Origin of the sequence: Guyparkeria sp., from assembly GCF_046545975.1 — a bacterium.
Classification (GTDB): Bacteria; Pseudomonadota; Gammaproteobacteria; order Halothiobacillales; family Halothiobacillaceae; genus Guyparkeria.
This window is the reverse complement of sequence record NZ_JBKGYT010000004.1, coordinates 28,822-47,165: the sequence shown is the minus strand read 5'-3', so window position 1 is coordinate 47,165 and position 18,344 is coordinate 28,822. Positions and strand designations below refer to the sequence as shown.

At 68.0% G+C, this 18,344-nt stretch carries 15 protein-coding genes; 5 read left to right on the top strand and 10 right to left on the bottom strand.

Annotated elements, in window-relative coordinates:
- Nucleotides 1–655: CinA family protein (locus ACLFMY_RS01060; protein WP_410762651.1), on the bottom strand; the 655-nt coding region annotated here is incomplete at its 3' end.
- A 63-nt stretch (nucleotides 656–718) separates the two neighbouring features.
- Between ACLFMY_RS01060 and mutS the strand changes: the two genes are divergently transcribed.
- The 5 genes from mutS to ACLFMY_RS01035 are packed head-to-tail and all read left to right on the top strand — an operon-like array spanning nucleotide 719 to nucleotide 7,773.
- Nucleotides 719–3,397, top strand: a complete 2,679-nt coding sequence (mutS, locus tag ACLFMY_RS01055; protein WP_410762650.1) for a DNA mismatch repair protein MutS — start codon at nucleotides 719–721, stop codon at nucleotides 3,395–3,397.
- A 38-nt stretch (nucleotides 3,398–3,435) separates the two neighbouring features.
- Complete coding sequence (locus ACLFMY_RS01050) at nucleotides 3,436–3,897, top strand: NUDIX domain-containing protein (RefSeq protein ID WP_410762649.1); 462 nt, start codon at nucleotides 3,436–3,438, stop codon at nucleotides 3,895–3,897.
- Nucleotides 3,894–5,021 carry a tRNA 2-thiouridine(34) synthase MnmA gene (gene mnmA, locus ACLFMY_RS01045; protein WP_410762648.1) on the top strand — a complete coding sequence of 376 codons (1,128 nt, stop codon included), beginning with the start codon at nucleotides 3,894–3,896 and terminating at the stop codon, nucleotides 5,019–5,021. The genes ACLFMY_RS01050 and mnmA overlap by 4 nt, the downstream gene beginning before the upstream one ends.
- Before the next feature lie 30 nt (nucleotides 5,022–5,051).
- A complete protein-coding gene (locus tag ACLFMY_RS01040) occupies nucleotides 5,052–5,678 on the top strand; it encodes a lysogenization protein HflD (protein ID WP_410762647.1) in 627 nt (208 codons plus the stop codon).
- 31 nt (nucleotides 5,679–5,709) lie between these two features.
- Nucleotides 5,710–7,773: a site-specific recombinase gene (locus ACLFMY_RS01035; RefSeq protein WP_410762646.1), complete on the top strand. Its 2,064-nt coding sequence runs from the start codon at nucleotides 5,710–5,712 to the stop codon at nucleotides 7,771–7,773.
- A 180-nt stretch (nucleotides 7,774–7,953) separates the two neighbouring features.
- On the opposite strand, the gene ACLFMY_RS01030 is transcribed toward ACLFMY_RS01035, so the two are convergent.
- The 9 genes from ACLFMY_RS01030 to nuoG all read right to left on the bottom strand — a co-directional run bounded on the left by ACLFMY_RS01030 (nucleotide 7,954) and on the right by nuoG (nucleotide 18,319).
- Nucleotides 7,954–8,271 carry a DUF2818 family protein gene (locus ACLFMY_RS01030; protein WP_410762645.1) on the bottom strand — a complete coding sequence of 106 codons (318 nt, stop codon included), beginning with the start codon at nucleotides 8,269–8,271 and terminating at the stop codon, nucleotides 7,954–7,956.
- Between the two features lie 43 nt (nucleotides 8,272–8,314).
- Nucleotides 8,315–9,751, bottom strand: coding sequence for an NADH-quinone oxidoreductase subunit NuoN (gene nuoN, locus ACLFMY_RS01025; protein WP_410762644.1), 1,437 nt, complete (start codon nucleotides 9,749–9,751; stop codon nucleotides 8,315–8,317).
- 10 nt (nucleotides 9,752–9,761) lie between these two features.
- On the bottom strand, nucleotides 9,762–11,282 hold the full coding sequence (locus tag ACLFMY_RS01020; protein ID WP_410762643.1) for an NADH-quinone oxidoreductase subunit M: 1,521 nt from the start codon (nucleotides 11,280–11,282) through the stop codon (nucleotides 9,762–9,764).
- A gap of 30 nt (nucleotides 11,283–11,312) precedes the next feature.
- The gene (nuoL, locus tag ACLFMY_RS01015) at nucleotides 11,313–13,274 is read right to left on the bottom strand and encodes an NADH-quinone oxidoreductase subunit L (protein WP_410762642.1); all 1,962 of its coding nucleotides are present in this window, start codon (nucleotides 13,272–13,274) and stop codon (nucleotides 11,313–11,315) included.
- A gap of 4 nt (nucleotides 13,275–13,278) precedes the next feature.
- Complete coding sequence (gene nuoK, locus ACLFMY_RS01010) at nucleotides 13,279–13,584, bottom strand: NADH-quinone oxidoreductase subunit NuoK (protein WP_372591989.1); 306 nt, start codon at nucleotides 13,582–13,584, stop codon at nucleotides 13,279–13,281.
- Nucleotides 13,581–14,234 (bottom strand): NADH-quinone oxidoreductase subunit J, encoded by a 654-nt coding sequence (locus tag ACLFMY_RS01005; protein WP_410762641.1) that lies wholly within the window; start codon nucleotides 14,232–14,234, stop codon nucleotides 13,581–13,583. The genes nuoK and ACLFMY_RS01005 overlap by 4 nt, the downstream gene beginning before the upstream one ends.
- Before the next feature lie 134 nt (nucleotides 14,235–14,368).
- Nucleotides 14,369–14,857, bottom strand: a complete 489-nt coding sequence (nuoI, locus tag ACLFMY_RS01000) for an NADH-quinone oxidoreductase subunit NuoI (RefSeq protein ID WP_125198713.1) — start codon at nucleotides 14,855–14,857, stop codon at nucleotides 14,369–14,371.
- Between the two features lie 13 nt (nucleotides 14,858–14,870).
- Entirely contained in the window at nucleotides 14,871–15,893 is a 1,023-nt protein-coding gene (gene nuoH, locus ACLFMY_RS00995; RefSeq protein WP_410762654.1) for an NADH-quinone oxidoreductase subunit NuoH, read from the bottom strand.
- Between the two features lie 32 nt (nucleotides 15,894–15,925).
- The gene (gene nuoG, locus ACLFMY_RS00990) at nucleotides 15,926–18,319 is read right to left on the bottom strand and encodes an NADH-quinone oxidoreductase subunit NuoG (protein ID WP_410762640.1); all 2,394 of its coding nucleotides are present in this window, start codon (nucleotides 18,317–18,319) and stop codon (nucleotides 15,926–15,928) included.
- Nucleotides 18,320–18,344 lie beyond the last annotated feature (25 nt).

Genomic DNA, 18,344 nt, shown 5'->3' with positions numbered 1-18,344 from the left:
ACAGCTTCAGTCCGGCGACGGGCCAGTGGGCGTCCGACCACGCCCCGGCGGCCGACTCGTCCCAGTCGTGGCCGCCGAGGTGCGCGCACAGGCCGCGCAGGGCCACGTCCACGGCCGCCTCGCGCACCGCCTGGCGGTCGCCCTCGAACCGGTAGCGGGCGGTGAAGGTCTGCGCGCCGGGCGGGCGGCTGCCGTCCGCGGCGACCGGCGGGCACCAGGCCCAGCCGAGCCAGACGGTGCCGACCGGCTTGGCCTCGCTGCCGCCGCCCGGACCGGCCACCCCGCTGATCGCCACGGCGTACTCGACGCCCGCCCGGCGAATCACGCCCTCGGCCATCGCCGCGACCGCCTCGGCACTCACCGCCCCGGCCTCGGCCAGGACGTGCGCCGGCACGCCCAGGTCCCGCTGTTTGGCCTGGTTGCTGTAGGTGACGAACCCGCAGTCGAACCACTGCGAGCTGCCCGGCCGGTCGGTGAGGTTGGCCGCCATCAGTCCGCCGGTGCAGGACTCGGCCGTGGCAACGCGCATCCCGCGGGCCTCCAGCGCCTCGGCCAGGCAGGCGATGCGCTGCTCGCGCCGCGTGATATCGGCAGTCAACTCCCCCGGCGGGGTCCAGCCGGGCGGATTGCCGGGTTGTCCGTTCTGCTCGCTCATCCTGCGAAATCCAGCCGCGTCGCGACCCCGTGCACGGGGACCGAATTGTTTACAATGGCGCGCATGAGCACAAACCCCGCATCCATCGACGTATCCGGCGAGACGCCGGGTGCCGCGCCGGCCGACGAGAGCCCCGACCTCAGCGCCCACACGCCCATGATGCAGCAGTTTCTGCGCATCAAACAAGCGTACCCCGACGTGCTGCTGTTCTACCGCATGGGCGACTTCTACGAGCTGTTCTTCGAGGACGCGCGTCACGCCGCCCGCCTGCTCGACCTGACGCTCACCCAGCGCGGCACCTCCGCCGGGGAGCCGATTCCCATGGCCGGGGTGCCGGTCCACGCCTACGAGTCCTACCTCGCCCGCCTGCTCAAGGCCGGGGAGTCGGTCGCCATCTGCGAGCAGGTCGGCGACGTGCAGGCCAAGGGGCCGATGCAGCGCGAGGTGGTCAAGGTGGTCACCCCGGGCACGGTCACCGACGAGGCCCTGCTCGAACAGCGCCGGGCCGCGCGCCTGGCCGCCGTGGCCGTGGCTCGAAGGCGCGGGCGGGTCCGGCTGGGACTGGCGCACCTGGACCTGTCCAGCGGGCGCTTCGCGGTCATGGCCCCCGAGGGGCCCGACGAGCTGGCCACCGAGCTGGCGCGCATCGACCCCCGGGAGCTGCTGCTTCCCGAGGGGGTGACCCTCGACGAGCTGACCGCCGGCCTGTGGCGGGACGGCGCGCCTGCCCGCGAGCGCCCGGACTGGCACTTCGCCGCCGACACGGCCGTCGAGCGGCTGTGCCGCCAGTTCGGCACCCGCGATCTCTCCGGCTTCGGCATCCACGCCGACAACCGCGAACCGCTGGAGGCGGCGCTGGGGGCGGCCGGGGCACTCTGGCAGTACGTCACCGACACGCAGAAGACCCACATCGGGCACATCGACTCGCTGGCCGTCGAGCAGACCGGGGATGCCCTGCTGCTGGACGTGCACACCCGTCGCCACCTGGAGCTCTTCGAGGACAGCCAGGGCAACCGCGGCGGCTCGCTGATCGGGCTGCTCGACCGCACGGCCACCGGCATGGGCGCCCGGCGCCTGCGCGAGTGGCTGGCCCGGCCGCTGCGCGACCACGGGCAGCTTGCCGCCCGCCACCAGGCGATCGCCGAGCTGCGCGAACGCGAACTGCCCGCCGGGCTGTTCGCCTGCCTGCGCCAGGTCAACGACATCGAGCGCATCACCACGCGCATCGTGCTGGGCACCGCCCGACCGCGAGATCTCGCCGCCCTGCGCGACTCGCTGCACCAGTTGCCGGAACTCACCGCCCTGCTCGCCGACTGCCAGCAGCCGCTGATCCGGTCGCTGGCCGAGGCACTGGCCGACCTGCCGGCCGCGCGCGAGCTGCTGGACGCGGCCGTCGCCGAGAAGCCCTCGGTCTGGCTGCGCGACGGCGGGGTGATCGCGGCCGGGTTCGACGCGGAGCTCGACCGCCTGCGCGGGCTCTCCGAGCGGGCCGACGTGACGCTCACCGCCATGGAGCAGGACGCGCGCATGCAGTCGGGGGTGGAAAACCTGAAGCTCGCCTACAACCGGGTGCACGGCTACTACTTCGAGGTGCCGCGCAGCCAGTCGGCGCGCATGCCGGAGAGCTTCACCCGCCGCCAGACGCTCAAGTCCGTCGAGCGCTACACCAACCCCGCCCTCAAGACCTTCGAGCAGGAGGTGCTCACCGCTAGGGAGAAGGCGCTGGCCCGGGAGAAGGAATGCTTCGAGTCGCTCCTGGGCACGCTGGCCGAACAGCAGGCCGAGCTCCGCCGCCGGGCCGACGCGCTGGCCGACCTCGACACGCTGGCCGCCCTGGCCGACGTCGCCGAGCGTCAGCACTGGGTGGCGCCGTCGTTCCGCCGGATCGCCGGCATCGACATCCGCCAGGGACGCCACCCGGTGGTCGAGGCCAACAGCGACGAGGTGTTCGTGCCCAACGACGCCGAGCTGGCACCCGACCGGCGCATGCTCCTGATCACCGGGCCGAACATGGGCGGCAAGTCCACCTACATGCGCCAGACCGCCCTGATCGTGCTGCTGGCCCACGCCGGGGCGCACGTACCGGCCGAGAGCGCCGAGATCGGCCCGATCGACCGGATCTTCACCCGGATCGGCGCCTCGGACGACCTGTCCTCGGGGCGCTCGACCTTCATGGTGGAGATGACCGAGACCGCCGAGATCCTCCACCACGCCACCGAGCGCTCGCTGGTGCTGATCGACGAGATCGGCCGGGGCACCTCGACCTTCGACGGGCTGGCGCTCGCCTGGGCGGTCGCCGAGCACCTGCTGCAGAAGAACCGGGCGATGACGCTGTTCGCCACCCACTACTTCGAGCTGACCACGCTGGCCGAGCAGTTCGAGACGCTGGTGAACGTGCACCTCGAGGCGATCACGCACAACGGCGAGCTGGTCTTCCTGCACGGGGTCAAGGAGGGCCCGGCCAACCAGAGCTACGGCATCGACGTCGCCCGGCTGGCCGGCCTGCCCCGCCCCGCCATCCGTCGCGCGCGGGGGCTGCTGGAAAAGCTGGAGTGGCAGGGCAGCCACGGCGCGCAGGCCCCACAGCTCGACCTGTTCGCCGCCGAGCCTTCCGCGCCCCCGGTGGAGGCCGAGCCCGACCCGCTGCTCGAGGCGATCGACGCGCTCGACCCGGACGAGATCACCCCCCGCGAGGCGCTGGACCTGCTCTACGAGTGGAAGGCAAAGCGGGAGGAGGAGTGAGCAGCGGGGGTCCTTGCACACACCGGTATAATGCCGCCATGTCGATCAACACCACCGAACGCCCCCTGGTGGGTCTCACCGTCGCCGGCATCGCCTGCCGCGAGGACCACTACCTCGTGGTCGAGGAGTCGGTTCGCGGCGAGCGGCGCCTCAACCAGCCGGCCGGCCACGTCGAGCCCGGCGAAAGCCTGCTCGAGGCGGTGGTCCGCGAGGTGCGCGAGGAAACCCGCTTCGCCTTCGAACCGCAGCATTTGCTGGGCCTGTACCACGACAACCCGCCGGCCGGGCGGCGCATCCTGCGGGTGGCGATCATCGGCGAGATCGATGGCGAGCCCGACGAGGAGCCGCTCGACGACGGCATCATCGAGGCGCGCTTCATGACGCGCCGGGCCATCGAGGCCTCGGCCGTCCCGCACCGCTCGCCGTTCGTCGTCGCCGCGATCCGCGACTTCGAGCGCGGGCGGCGTTTCCCCCTCGACCTGATCCATTCGATCCGATGACCGACACCAGCAAGCAACCGATCATCCCCCCGGCCCCGGCCGACGCCCCGCGCATCGTCGTGGGGCTTTCCGGCGGCGTGGACTCCTCGGTGGCCGCCCTGCTCCTCAAGGACGCCGGCTACCGGGTCGAGGGCCTGTTCATGAAGAACTGGGAGGGCGATGACGACGACGAGTACTGCGCGGCCAAGGACGACATGCTCGATGCCATGGCGGTGGCCGATCGCCTCGGCATCGAGTTCCACTACGTCAACTTCTCGTCGGAGTACTGGGACCGCGTCTTCGAGCACTTCCTGCACGAATACCGCGCCGGGCGCACGCCCAACCCGGACATCCTCTGCAACCGCGAGATCAAGTTCCGCGCCTTCCTCGACCACGCCCGCGAGCTGGGCGCCGATGCCATCGCCACCGGCCACTACGCCCGTCGAATCGACGACGCGCGGGGCGTGCACCTGGCCCGCGGGGTCGACGAGAACAAGGACCAGAGCTACTTCCTTCACGCCCTGTCCCGCGAGCAGATCGGCGCGGCGTACTTCCCGCTGGGCGAGCTGGAAAAGCCGCGCGTGCGCGAGATCGCGGCCGAGCACGGCCTGGTCACCGCGCAGAAGAAGGATTCGACCGGGATCTGCTTCATCGGCGAGCGGCGCTTCGCCGACTTCCTGCAGACCTACCTGCCCGCGCAGCCGGGGCCGATCGAGACGCTCGAGGGCGAGCGCCTGGGCACCCACCAGGGGCTGATGTACCACACCATCGGCCAGCGCCAGGGGCTCGGCATCGGCGGGCTCAAGACGCACGGCGACGAGCCCTGGTACGTGGTGGGCAAGGATCTCGAACGCAACGTCCTGCTGGTCGCCCAGGGCAAGAACCACCCCGCCCTGTTCGCCCCGGCACTGGAAGCCGAGCAGGTCCACTGGATCGAGCCGCCGCCGGCCGACCGGCCCGTCACCGCCAAGATCCGCTACCGGCAACCCGACCAGGCCGTCGAGATCGAGCAGGACGGCGACCGGCTGATCGCCCGGTTCGAGAACCCGCAGCGGGCGATCACGCCGGGTCAGTCGATCGTGTTCTATGATGGCCCCCTGTGCCTGGGCGGCGCGGTGATCACCCGCGCCCTGCCCGGGGGCTGATTCGAACCCAACGCCGAGATATCCGAGACAATGGCCTCAAGCATCGACGACCAGCTCATCGCCATGGCCGGCATGACCCAGGCCGTGCAACTGATCCAGACGCTCGCCTGGGAGGGCCGCGTCGCCGACCAGCAGGCGCTCGAGGCGAGCATCGGGTCGCTGTTCGCCTTCGACGCGCCGGACACGGCCAGCATCTACGGCGGCCTGCCCGGGGTGCGCTTCGGCATGAAACGCCTGACCGAGCTGCTGGCCGGCAAGTCCCGCGAACCGAGGGATCTGGAACTGACCCGCTACGTGGTCACCCTGTTCGCGGTCACCAAGGCCTTCCGTCGCGATGACGAGATGGCGGCAAAGCTGTTCTCCCGCCTCGAGGAGCTCAAGCCCGCCTTCGACCAGCACGGTGCCGACAGCGGCCTGATGGCCGACCTGAACAACCTCTATCGCTCGACCCTGAGCAACCTGCCGCAGAAGTTCGTCATCAACGGCGAGAAGCACCACCTCGAGGACCTGCAGATCTCCTCGACGGTGCGCGCCCTGCTGCTCGCCGGCGTGCGCGCCACGATTCTCTTCGACCAGGTGGGCGGTCGCCGCTGGCGTCTGCTGTTCCAGCGCGGCAAGTACCTGGCCCGCGCCGAGGAGATGGCCCGACGCCTCTGAACCGACCGCCCTCTTCCGACAGGATCGCCCCATGCCCCAGCAGTTGCTCCGGACACTTGCCGAACGCCACGCGGACGATCCCGTCGGCACGCTGGTCGCCATCATCGACTGGCTGCGTCCCGGCCCGGCCGAGGATGCCGCGTCGGCCATCGACCGCATCGAGGGACTGCAGGCCGCTCTCGAAGCCGACCCCGACGCGCAGCAGGCCCTTCACGAGCGCCTAGGGGAGTGGCTCGACCAGGCACGCTTCTTCCAGATCCTGGCGGGACTGGGCCTGTTCTCCCGGCGCGGCTTTCTGCGCGAGCTGGGCCAACGCGTCTACGAACGCCTGAACCCGGCGCCTGCCGACCCGATGAATGCGCGAGACGTGTTCTACCTCGCCTTCCACGAGACCGACGATCCCGACTGGGTGGCGCAGGTGCCGCCGGCCTGCTGGGAACGGCTGATGCGCACGCTCTGGCCGTGGGAGCCTGACGAGACCGGGCAGAGAGGCAGGGACCGGCTGACCCGCGAGGCGCTCTACGCCGTGGAGATGCTGGCCATCTGGATCGCCGCCGAGGAATTCGAGCCCGACATCCTGCGCCTCGACCCGAGCATGGCCACCCGCGATTCCAGCTTCATCGCCCTGCAGCGAGAGGTCGGCGCCTACGTGCGCGACTACGTCGGCTGGCTGGAAGGCAAGCTCAAGGACTTCCACGACGACGCCCACATCCGCGTGCTGCTCGAGCAGTGCCGTGAGGAGGTCGAGCGCCTGCGCCGGCGCGCGGTCAGCGGAGGGACCAGCATCGCGCTGACGCATTTGCTCGAACGGCTCGGCCAGACCATCGCCCGGATCGAGCGCCTGCTCGACATCCTCGATCCCAAGGCCTGCGAGCAGTGCAGCGAACGGGCCACCACCCTGTTCACCGAGCTGGTCGAGGCCAGCGCCGAACGCCACGGCATCCGCCCGCTGATCCGCCGCAGCGTGCGTCAACTGGCGCGCAGCGTCACCGAGAACGCCAGCGACAAGGGCGAGCACTACATCGCCGGCGACCGCCCCGCCTATTTCCGAATGCTGGCCTCCGGGCTGGCCGGCGGGCTGGTCATCGCGGTGATGGCCCTGATCAAGATCCACATCCTGGAAAGCGGCTTCGCGCGCCTGCCCGAAACCGTCCTGGTCAGTCTCAATTACGGGCTGGGTTTCGTCCTGATCCACATCCTGCACGGCACGGTGGCCACCAAGCAGCCGGCCATGACGGCGGCGAGCATCGCCGAACAGGTCGAGCTGGGCGAGCGCGGCCGGGCGAATCCCCGCAAGCTCGCCGACCTGCTGCTGCGCGTCGGACGCACCCAGTTCGTCGCCATCGCCGGCAACGTGATCGCCGCCCTTTCGCTTGCCTTCCTGATCGCCTGGTGGTGGCAGCAACAGGCCGGCACGGCGCTGATCAGCCCCGAGCGGGCGGACTACATCCTCGAGGGCATCAACCCCGTGACCGGGTTGGCGCTGCTCTACGCCGCCATTGCCGGCGTCTGGCTGTTCCTCTCGGGCCTGATCGCGGGCTTCTTCGACAATCGCGCCGCCTATCTGGGCCTCGAGGCGCGACTGCGCGAACACCCGCTGCTGCGACGGTTGCTGCCGCAAGGCACACGCCATCGTCTGGCGGCCTACATCGATGGCCATTACGGCGCCCTGATCAGCAACTTCGCCTTCGGCATCATGCTCGGCTCGACCGGCTACGTGGGCTACCTGCTCGGTCTGCCGCTCGACATCCGCCACGTGGCGTTCTCCTCGGCGGACCTAGGCTACGCCATGTCGCAGGAATTCGCCGGGCCGCTGATGTTCGCCCTGTTGCTGGGCTTCGTGCTGCTGATCGGCGCGGTCAACCTGACGGTGAGCTTCGCCCTCGCCCTCAACGTCGCCCTGCGGGCGCGCGGAACGCGTATCTCGCGTCCGCTCAACCTGTTGCGGGCCTACTGGCACCTCGTCCGTCAGCGCCCGGCCAGCCTGGTCTATCCACCGGCCGCTGATGTTGACACGTCGACCGAGGCCGCGCACGACGGCAACGCAGCCACGACGACATCCCGCGACGAGCCCGGCAACCACGGCGATCGATGACAGAGCATCGCGGAACGGGCCGGCGGGGATAGTCACCGCTCTCCGTGCCACGATGGACGGCGACCCCGCGCTCGGCAGAGCGACCACGCCACGCCCACATCCAATACGAAAAAACCGCCAGCGAGCCATGCTCGACTGGCGGTCTTTCCCGACGGGGCCCGGCGAGGCCCCCGACCGCGATCAGGCCTGCAGGTACTTGCGCAACTGGTACTGCCAGATGAAACCGGGCGCCGAGAACACGGCGAAGATGCTCGCCGCCACCGCCCAGAAGATCCAGTCCTTCGCCTCGATGCCCGTGAGCGCGTACTCGAGGTACAGGCCCAGCCCCATGGCGATCACGAAGTAGACCACCCACTCGACCAGCCGCCACCAGAACGACTTGAGCTTGCCGGGCGCCGCCACCGGGACGACCAGGAACAGCCGCTGGTTGACGAACGGCAGGTTGGCCAGGACGAGCAGTGCCAGCAGGTAGACGATGACGATCCAGTCGGGGACCATGGAGACCTCGTTGTGTTTGCCCGGGCCACGGGGCCCGGCAGGTTCAGAGTCCGAACGCGCCGGCGGTCAGTGCCGTCAGCCCGGTCGGGTACAGGCCGAACACCAGCATGGCGATGCCGCTCAGGGCGAGCACGCCGCGCACGTTGACGTCCGCCTCGATGGGACTGCGGTCGACCGGCTCGTCGAAGTAGACCATCTTCACCGCCCGCAGGTAGTAGAAGGCGCCGATGACGGCCGTGACCACGGCGAAGGTCGCCAGCCACCACAGCCCGACCCCTACGACAGCCTGCAGCACGGCAAGTTTCGCCCAGAAGCCGAAGGTGAACGGGATGCCGGCCATGGAGAACATCAGCAGCAGGAAGACGAAGGCCATCACCGGGCTGCGGTCGTTGAGCCCCTTGAGGTCGTCGAGCTCCTCGGCCTCGAAGCCCTGGCGGGCCAGCAGCAGGATGATGCCGAAGCCGCCGATGGTCATCACCGCGTAGGCGATGGTGTAGAACAGTGCCGCGGAGTAGCCGGCGGCCGTGCCGGCCAGCACGCCGAGCAGGATGAAGCCGACGTGACCGATGGTCGAGTAGGTCAGCATGCGCTTGAAGCTCGACTGCGCGATGGCCACCACGTTGCCGATGGCCATGGAGAGCATCGCGACGACGATCAGCATCGGCTGCCAGTCGGCGAACAGCGGACCCATCCCGTCGACCAGCAGGCGCAGGATCAGCGCCAGCGCGGCGATCTTGGGGGCGGCGGCCAGGTAGATGGTCACCGCGGTCGGGGCGCCCTCGTAGACGTCCGGCAGCCACATGTGGAACGGCGCCACGCCCATCTTGAAGATCGCGCCGACCACGATCAGCACCACGGCGGCCTTGAGCACGATCGAGTCCTCGCCGCCGGCGACGGAATCGGCGATGGCGGTCAGCGTGAGGTCACCGGTCACGCCGTAGAGCAGCGACATGCCGTAGAGCAGGATGCCCGAGGCGAGCGCGCCGAGGACGAAGTACTTCATCGCCGCCTCGGAGGCCCGGCCGTCGTCGCGCTTGAACGCGGTCATGGCGTACATCGACAGCGACAGCAGTTCCAGGCCCAGGTAGAGCAGCAGCAGGTGGTTGGCCGAGATGGTGATCATCATGCCGAGCACGCCGAACAGGCCCAGCATGTAGTACTCGCCCTTGTCGATGCCGCGCTGGCGCAGGTAGGCCCGCGAGATGACGAACACCGCCGCGACCAGCACGTAGACCGACAGCTTCATCACGTCGGCCATGGGATCGTTGACCACCATGTCGCCGAAGCTCATGCGCACGCCCTCGTCCATCTGGACCAGGGTGATCACGAACAGGGCGATCAGCGTCAGGATCGAGAGGCCGAAGCTCACCGACGGTCCCCGCTTGGGCAGGAACGGGTCGACGAGCAGGATCAGGCACGCCATCGCCGCGAGGACGATTTCGGGAAGGACCGGTTGCAGGTTCAGTGAGGCGAGTGTCATAGGGAACGTCTTACAACTTGGTGGTCAGCGCCTGTTGCGCCAGGTTCTCGATCGAAGCGTGCATCACCTCGACCAGCGGGTTCGGCCAGACACCGATGAGGATGATCAGGAAGGCGAGCACGCCCAGGATCCATGCCTCGCGGAAGTTCAGGTCCTCGAGCGTCTTGACGCCCTCGTTCTTCACCTCGCCGAAGATCACGCGCTTGACCATCCACAGGGTGTAGGCCGCGCCGATGATCAGCGTCAGGGCCGCGGCCAGGGCGATCCAGAAGTTGGCCTTGAACGAGGCGAGGATGACCATGAACTCGCCGACGAAGCCCGAGGTGCCCGGCAGGCCGACGTTGGCCATGGCGAACAGCACCACCAGCGCGGCGAACCAGGGCATGGTGTTGACCACCCCGCCGTAGGCCGAGATGTCCCGGGTGTGCAGCCGGTCGTAGAGCACGCCGATCGAGAGGAACATCGCCGCGGAGATCAGGCCGTGGGAGACCATCTGGACCATCGCGCCCTCGAGCGCCAGGGTCACGCCGCTGGCCGAGGGGTTGTCCGGGTTGGCCACGATCATGAAGATCACGAACATGCCCAGCGTGACGAAGCCCATGTGCGAGATCGACGAATAGGCCACCAGCTTCTTCATGTCCGACTGGACCATGGCCACCAGGCCGATGTAGACGATGGCGATCAGCGACAGCGCGATCATCAGCCAGTCCAGCGTCGCCGCGGCGTCGGGGGTCATCGGCAACGAGAAGCGCAAGAAGCCGTAGCCGCCGATCTTGAGCATGATCGCCGCCAGGATCACCGAGCCGCCGGTGGGCGCCTCGACGTGGGCATCCGGCAGCCAGGTGTGCACCGGCCACATGGGGATCTTCACCGCGAAGGCGATCAGGAACGCCAGGAAGATCAGGATCTGCTCGGTCAGTCCCAGCTTCAGGTCATGGAACACCGGAATGGCGAAACTGCCGGCCTGGAAGTACATGTAGATCAGCGCGACCAGCATGAACACCGAACCGAGGAAGGTGTACAGGAAGAACTTGATCGTCGCGTACACGCGCTGCGGACCACCCCAGATCCCGATGATGATGAACATCGGGATCAGCATGCCCTCGAAGAAGAAGTAGAAGACGATGGCATCCATGGCGGCGAAGGTGCCGTTCATCATGCCTTCCATGATCAGGAAGGCGGCCAGGTACTGGTGCGCCTTGTCCTTGATCACTTCCCAGGCCGCGATCACCACCAGCACCGTGGTGAAGGTGGTCAGCACGATCAGCGGCATGGAGATGCCGTCCACGCCCAGCGCGTAGTTGATGCCGAAGGCCGGGATCCAGGGCACGTGCTCGACGAACTGCATCGCCGCGGTGGACGTGTTGAACCCCACGATCAGCAGCAGGCTGACCAGGAAGACCACCACGGACACCGTGAGGGAGAACCACCGCGCGCCGTCGGCACGGCGTTCACCGAACAGCATGACGGCAAGACCGGCGGCAATCGGCAGCCAGACGAGCAGGCTCAGTATCGGCCAGGAAGTGAGCATCGAACCGTTATCCTTCTAAGTGTTCTGTCGTTACGGGTTCAGGAACACGATCCAGGTCATCAGGCCGATCAGGCCGAGGATCATGACGAACGCGTAGTGGTAGAGGTAGCCGGTCTGGGCACGGCGCCAGAGCTGGGCCATGCGACCGATGAGGTCCGCAGAGCCGTTGACCAGCCAGCCGTCGATCGCGCGCAGGTCGGCGCCGCGCCACAGCCCGCGGCCGAGCAGGCGCGAGCCGCCGGCGATCACGGTGTTGTTGAACGAGTCGAAGCCGTAGCCCTCCTCGAGCACCCGGCGCGGCCAGGCCAGTGCCTTGGCGGCCGCCGCCGGGGCGGTCTTCGGCACGCCGAGGTACATCACGGCGGCCAGTGCGACGCCGCCCAGCGCCATCCAGACCACGGAGGTCGCCCAGCCGTGCAGGAACATGTCCCACGCGCCGTGGAACTTCGACTCGATCGCCGCCATCGCGCCGTGGGTGGCCAGCACGCGGATCGAGTCGTCGAAGTAGCCGCCGAAGAGCATCGGCTCGATCACGAGGAAACCGATCACCAGCGACGGTACCGCCAGGAGGATCAGCGGCACGGTGACCACCTTGGGCGTTTCCTTGACGTGGGAGTACTCCTCGTCGCTCATGCGCGGCTGGCCGAAGAACACCAGGAACATCATGCGGAAGGTGTAGAAGGCGGTGACGAACACGCCGGCGAACACGGCCCAGTAGGCGAACGTCGCGCCCGGCAGGGTCGAGGCCTCGACCGCGTAGATGATCGACTCCTTGGAGTAGAAGCCCGACGTGCCGGGGAAGCCGATCAGCGCCAGCGCACCGATCAGGAAGGTGACGAAGGTGATCGGCAGCTTCTTCGCCAGCCCGCCCATCTTGCGCATGTCCTGCTCGTGGTGAAGCGCGATGATCACGGAACCGGCGGCAAGGAACAGCAGCGCCTTGAAGAAGGCGTGGGTCATCAGGTGGAACAGTGCCGGGCTGTAGGCCGACACGCCCAGCGCGACGGTCATGTAGCCGAGCTGCGAGAGCGTCGAGTAGGCGACCACGCGCTTGATGTCGTTCTGCACGATGCCGAGCAGGCCCATGAACAGCGCGGTGATCGCCCCGATGACCAGGATGAACGACAGCGCGGCATCGGAGAGCTCGAACAGCGGCGAGAAGCGCGCCACCATGAAGATGCCGGCGGTGACCATGGTCGCCGCGTGGATCAGCGCGGAGATCGGGGTCGGGCCTTCCATGGAGTCCGGCAGCCACACGTGCAGCGGCACCTGGGCCGACTTGCCCATCGCGCCGATGAACAGCAGGATCGCGATGACCGTCACGACGGACCACTCCACGCCCGGCAGGTACTCGACCTTCATGTCGACCAGTTCGGGCAGCCGCTCGAACAGCGTGGCGTAGTGCAGCGTGTCGGCGTACATCAGGATCGCGGCGATCCCGAGCAGGAAGCCGAAGTCGCCCACCCGGTTGACGAGGAAGGCCTTGAGGTTGGCGAAGATGGCCGACTCGCGCTTGTACCAGAAGCCGATCAGCAGGTAGGAGACCAGCCCGACGGCCTCCCAGCCGAAGAACAGTTGCAGCAGGTTGTTCGCCATCACCAGCATCAGCATGGAGAAGGTGAACAGCGAGATGTAGCTGAAGAAGCGCTGGTAGCCCGGGTCGTCGTGCATGTAGCCGATGGTGTAGATGTGCACCATCAGCGAGACCCCGGTGACCACGACCATCATCATCGCGGTCATGTTGTCGACCAGGAACCCGATGTTGAACTCGAACAGGTCCGAGGCCATCCAGGTGTAGACGGTGCCGTCGAACGTCGGCAGCCCGCCGAAGACGTGCATGTAGAAGACGTACAGCGAGGCGGCGAACGAGATGGCGACGCCGATGATGGTCACCCAGTGCGCGCCGGCCCGACCGATCTGGCGCCCGAACAGGCCCGCGATGATCGAGGCGATCAGCGGGGCGAGCACGACGGCAAGATACATCATTTCCATGGGATCAGCCCTTCATCTCGGTCAGGTCTTCGACGTTGATCGTGCGCCGGTTGCGGAACAGGGTGACGAGGATTGCCAGCCCGACCGCCGCCTCGGCCGCGGCCACCGTCAGCACGAAGAAGACGAACGCCTGGCCGTCGATGTCGCCGGAGAAGTGCGAGAACGCCACGAAGTTGACGTTGACCGCGAGCAGCATCAGCTCGATGGCCATCAGCAGCACGAGCACGTTCTTTCGGTTGAGGAAAATCCCGGCGACGCTGATCGAGAACAGCAGGCCGCCGAAGATCAGGAATTCGGACAGGCTGATCATGACTCTTCCTTTTCCTTGTTGGCCCCGTCCCCGGCGATGTCGCCGCGGCGCGTCTTCTCCGCATCGAGTTCGGCGATGCGCACCCGGTCGGCGGCACGGACCCGCACCTGGGCGTCGATGTCCTGGTAGTGCACGCCCGGCCGGCGACGTTGTGCCAGGGCGATCGCCGCGACGATGGCCACCAGCAGGATGAACGCCGCGATCTCGAACGGGTAGACGAACTCGGTGTAGAGCACCTGGCCGATCGCCAGCGTGTTGCCGGCGTCCGCCGGGGCCGGCTCGGGCGAGGGGTACAGCTCCAGGCCGAAGCTCGCCGGGCCCAGGATCAGGCCCAGCTCGATGATCATCACCAAGGCGACGAACACGCCGATGGGCAGGTTGCGGACGAAGCCCTCGCGCAGCGGGGTGAGGTTGACGTCCAGCATCATCACCACGAACAGGAACAGCACCATGACCGCGCCGACGTAGACCAGCAGCAGCACGATGCCGAGGAACTCGGCTTCCATCAGCACCCAGATCAGCGCGGTGGAGAAGAACGTCAGCACCAGGTAGAGCGCCGCGTGCACCGGGTTTTTCACCGTCACGACCCGGGCGGCGGCGATCACCGCCACCGAGGCGAACACGTAGAAGAGGATCTGATAGAGCGACATGACTATCCTTCTGCTGGAGGCGGATCACCGCCCCGTAGCCGGTTGACCTTTGTATCTGTTGTTTTTCCCTTCACCCGCGCCTGGCGCCGGCGGACGTTACCACGTCCCGGCGCCCGCGGGTATCCCGAAACCGCCTAGCGGTACGCGGCGTCCGCGAGACGGTCGGCCGCGATCTGCGGCTCGAGGCGGTCACCAATCTCGAGGAGCTTGTCCTTGGTCATGATGTTCTCGCCACGGTTCTCGAAGTGGTACTCGTAAACCCTTGTTTCCACGATGGAGTCCACCGGGCAGGCCTCCTCGCAGAAGCCGCAGTAGATGCACTTGAACAGGTCGATGTCGTAGCGAGTGGTACGGCGGGTGCCGTCCTCGCGCTGCTCCGACTCGATCGTGATCGCCAGTGCCGGGCAGACCGCCTCGCAGAGCTTGCAGGCGATGCAGCGCTCCTCGCCGTTCGCGTAGCGACGCAGCGCATGCAGGCCGCGGAAGCGCGGCGACTGCGGGGTCTTCTCCTCCGGGTACTGCACGGTGTACTTGTGACCGAAGAAGTACTTGCCGGTCACGGACATGCCGAGGAACAGCTCCCACAGGAACCAGGTCTTGAAGAAATGCTTGATCGCGTTCATAGCAAGCTACCCCTTAGCCGAACCACGGGCCGAGTTCGAAATAGAAGAACACGCCCTCGACCACGATCCACAGGATGGTCAGCGGGATGAATACCTTCCAGCCCAGGCGCATGATCTGGTCGTACCGGAACCGCGGGAACGTCGCCCGCAGCCAGATGAACACGAACAGCAGGAACGAGATCTTGAGCAGGAACCAGACGATGCCCGGCACGAAGGCGAACACCGGCTCGAGGAAGGTCCCCTGGAACGGGGACAGCCAGCCGCCGAGGAACAGGACCGCGGCCAGCGCCGAGATCAGGATCATGCTGGCGTACTCGGCCAGCATGAACAGCGCGAAGGCGATCCCGGAGTACTCCACGTGGAAGCCGGCGACGATCTCGGACTCGCCCTCGGAGATGTCGAAGGGCGCGCGGTTGGTCTCGGCCACGCCGGAGACGAAGTAGACGACGAACATCGGCAGCAGCGGCAGCCAGTACCAGTGCAGGAGGCTGCCGTCCTGGCCGCGGACGATCTCGGAGAGATTCAGGCTGCCCGAGACCATCAGCACGCCGACCAGCGCAAAGCCCATGGCCAACTCGTAGGCCACCTTGTGGGCCGCCGAGCGCATCCCGCCGAGCAGCGCGTACTTGGAGTTCGAGGCCCAGCCGGCGAGGATCACGCCGTAGACCCCTGCCGCGCCGATGGCGAGCACGTACAGCAGGCCGGCGTTGATGTCGGCCAGCACCCAGCCGTCGTCGAACGGGATGACCGCCCAGGCCACCAGCGCGGCGACCAGGATCAGGACCGGCGCGAGGTAGAAGATGAACTTGTTGGCGACCGTCGGGGTGATCACCTCCTTGAACATCAGCTTGAACACGTCGGCGAACGGCTGGAACAGCCCGCGCGGACCGACGCGGTTGGGGCCGATGCGCACGTGCATGTAGCCGATCACCTTGCGCTCGGCCAGCGTCAGGTAGGCGACGGCGAGCACGATCGGCATGACGATGACCAGCGTCAGCAGGACGTGGACGACGAAGTACTGCCAGCCGGGCGACATCCAGCCGATGACCGGCGAAAGCCATTCGGTGATCATGCGGCCACCTCCATGTGAATCTCGACCCGGCCGCTGCGCGGTGCCAGCGCATCGCTGTGCGTGCCGCTGAACACCACCACGGTGCCCGGGGTGACGTTGTCATCGATGCGCAGCGGCAGTTCCACCTTCGCCCCGTCCTGCTCGACGGACACCGTGGCGCCGTCTTCCCAGCCCTCGCGCTCGGCGTCGGACGGGTTGACCAGCACGTGGCGTTGCGTCTCGGCCTTCTCGGTGGCCTGCAGTGCCGGCGAACGGCGTACGACCGGGTCACCGGCGTACATGCCGACGGCGGCCACGCGGCGATAACCGCCCTGCCCGGCTGCACGGTCCGGCAGCTCGAAACGCGCCTGGTCGAGGTCCACGGGACGGTTGTTCAGCGCCACGTTCTGGCAATGGGACTGCAGCTCGCGACGGATCTCGGTGACCGCCATGTAGTCGAAGCCGTTGAGGTCCAGCAGGTTGCCCATCACGCGCAACACCTTCCAGGCCGGGCGCGACTCGCCCAGCGGCCGGACGGCGCCGTTGACCGACTGCCAGCGTCCCTCGCCGTTGACCCAGGTCCCGGCCGTCTCGACCGCGGTGCCCATCGGCAGGAGCACGTCGGCGTAGCGCTTCATGGCCGGCGTGACGTAGCTGGAGATCGCCACCACGCAGGCGGCCTTCTCCAGGGCGGCCAGCGCCGCCTGCCCGGCCGCGCTGTCGTGCTCGGGCTCGACGCCGAGCAGCATCATCGCGTCGCTGGGCTCGGCGAGCAGCTCGGCGGCGGTACGGCCATGGCCGACGGCCTCGGCACCGCCGGCACTGCGGTGCGGCACCGCGCCGGCGAGCCAGGCACCGGCGGCGTTGCCGCCCTGCGCCAGCAGACCGAGCTGTGCGCCGGTCAGGCGGGCCAGCTCGCCGGCCAGCGCGCGGATGGCGGCGAATTCCTGGGCGTTCTGCGCGACCGCGCCGAGGAAGATGGCGCTCTGACCACCCTCCCTGAGTTCCTCGACGATGGCCGAGGCCTCGTCGACCGGGGTCTCCGGCCAGTCGGCCAGCGAGGCGGGGATCTCGCCCCCGGCGGCGCGGACCAGCGCGACGAGCGTGCCGAGCTGGCCGCCGCCGGCCTCGTCCGAGGCCACCTGGCGGGCCGGGAAGGTAAGCGCCTGGCGGTACGGGTGCACCAGGGTCAGGCGGGCGCCGTTGTCCAGCGCGGCCTGACGCAGGCGGTGACCGAACAGCGGCACCTCCTCGCGGACCGCCAGGCCGACGGTCAGTGCCGCGTCGAGGCCGGCGATCGCGGGGATGTCCATCCCGAGCCACGGCATGACCGGGTCGTTGGCATCGCCGGAGAAGTCGGTCTGCCGCAGGCGATGGTCGATGTTGTTCGAGCCCATGCCGCGGACGATGCGCGCGGCGAGGTACTGCTCCTCGATGCTCGCGTTGGGCGAGACCAGCGCAGCCAGCGCGGTCGGGCCCTGCTGGTTGACGATCTCCTGGATGCCCTTGGCGGCCGCCTCCAGGGCCTCTTCCCAGCTGGCGACCTGCCATTCCCCGTCGCGCTTGACCATCGGGCGGGTCAGGCGATCCTCGGTGACCAGGCCGGTGTAGGCGAACCGGTCGCGATCGGCGATCCAGGTCTCGTTGACCGCCTCGTTGTCACGCGGAACCACGCGCATCACCTGCGCCTCCCGGGTATGCAGGTAGAGATTCGAGCCGAAGGCGTCGTGCGTGGAGACGTGCTTGTGCTGCACCAGTTCCCAGGGACGGTGCGTGTAGCGCGACGGCTTGGCGGTCAGCGCGCCGACCGGGCAGAGGTCGATGACGTTGCCCGAGAGCTCGGAGGTCACGCTCTTGGAAATGTAGGTGCCGATCTCCATCTGGTCGGAACGACCGGTCGCGCCCAGCTCCTTCAGGCCCGCGATCTCCTCGCCGAAGCGCACGCAGCGGGTGCAGTGGATGCAGCGGGTCATGTCGGTGGCGATCAGCGGGCCGATGTCCTTGTCCTTGACCACGCGCTTGGCCTCGGAGTACTGGCCGACGCCCTCGCCGTAGCCCATGGCCACGTCCTGCAGCTCGCACTCGCCGCCCTGGTCGCAGATGGGGCAGTCGAGCGGGTGGTTGATCAGCAGGAATTCCATGGTCGAGCGCTGGGCGCTGATCGCCTTGGGGCTGCGGGTCGAGACCTTCATGCCCTCGGAGATCGGGGTCGAGCAGGCCGGCAACGGCTTGGGCGCGCGCTCGACCTCGACCAGGCACATGCGGCAGTTCGCCGCGATCGACAGCTTGCGGTGATAACAGAAGCGCGGGATGTTGATCCCGGCCTTGTCCGTCACCTCGATCAGCATGTCCCCGGGATTGCCCTGGAGGGTCATGCCATCGACTTCGAAGGTAATCTGCTCGTCACTCATACCTGGGAACCTGGTTGCAGGCCGC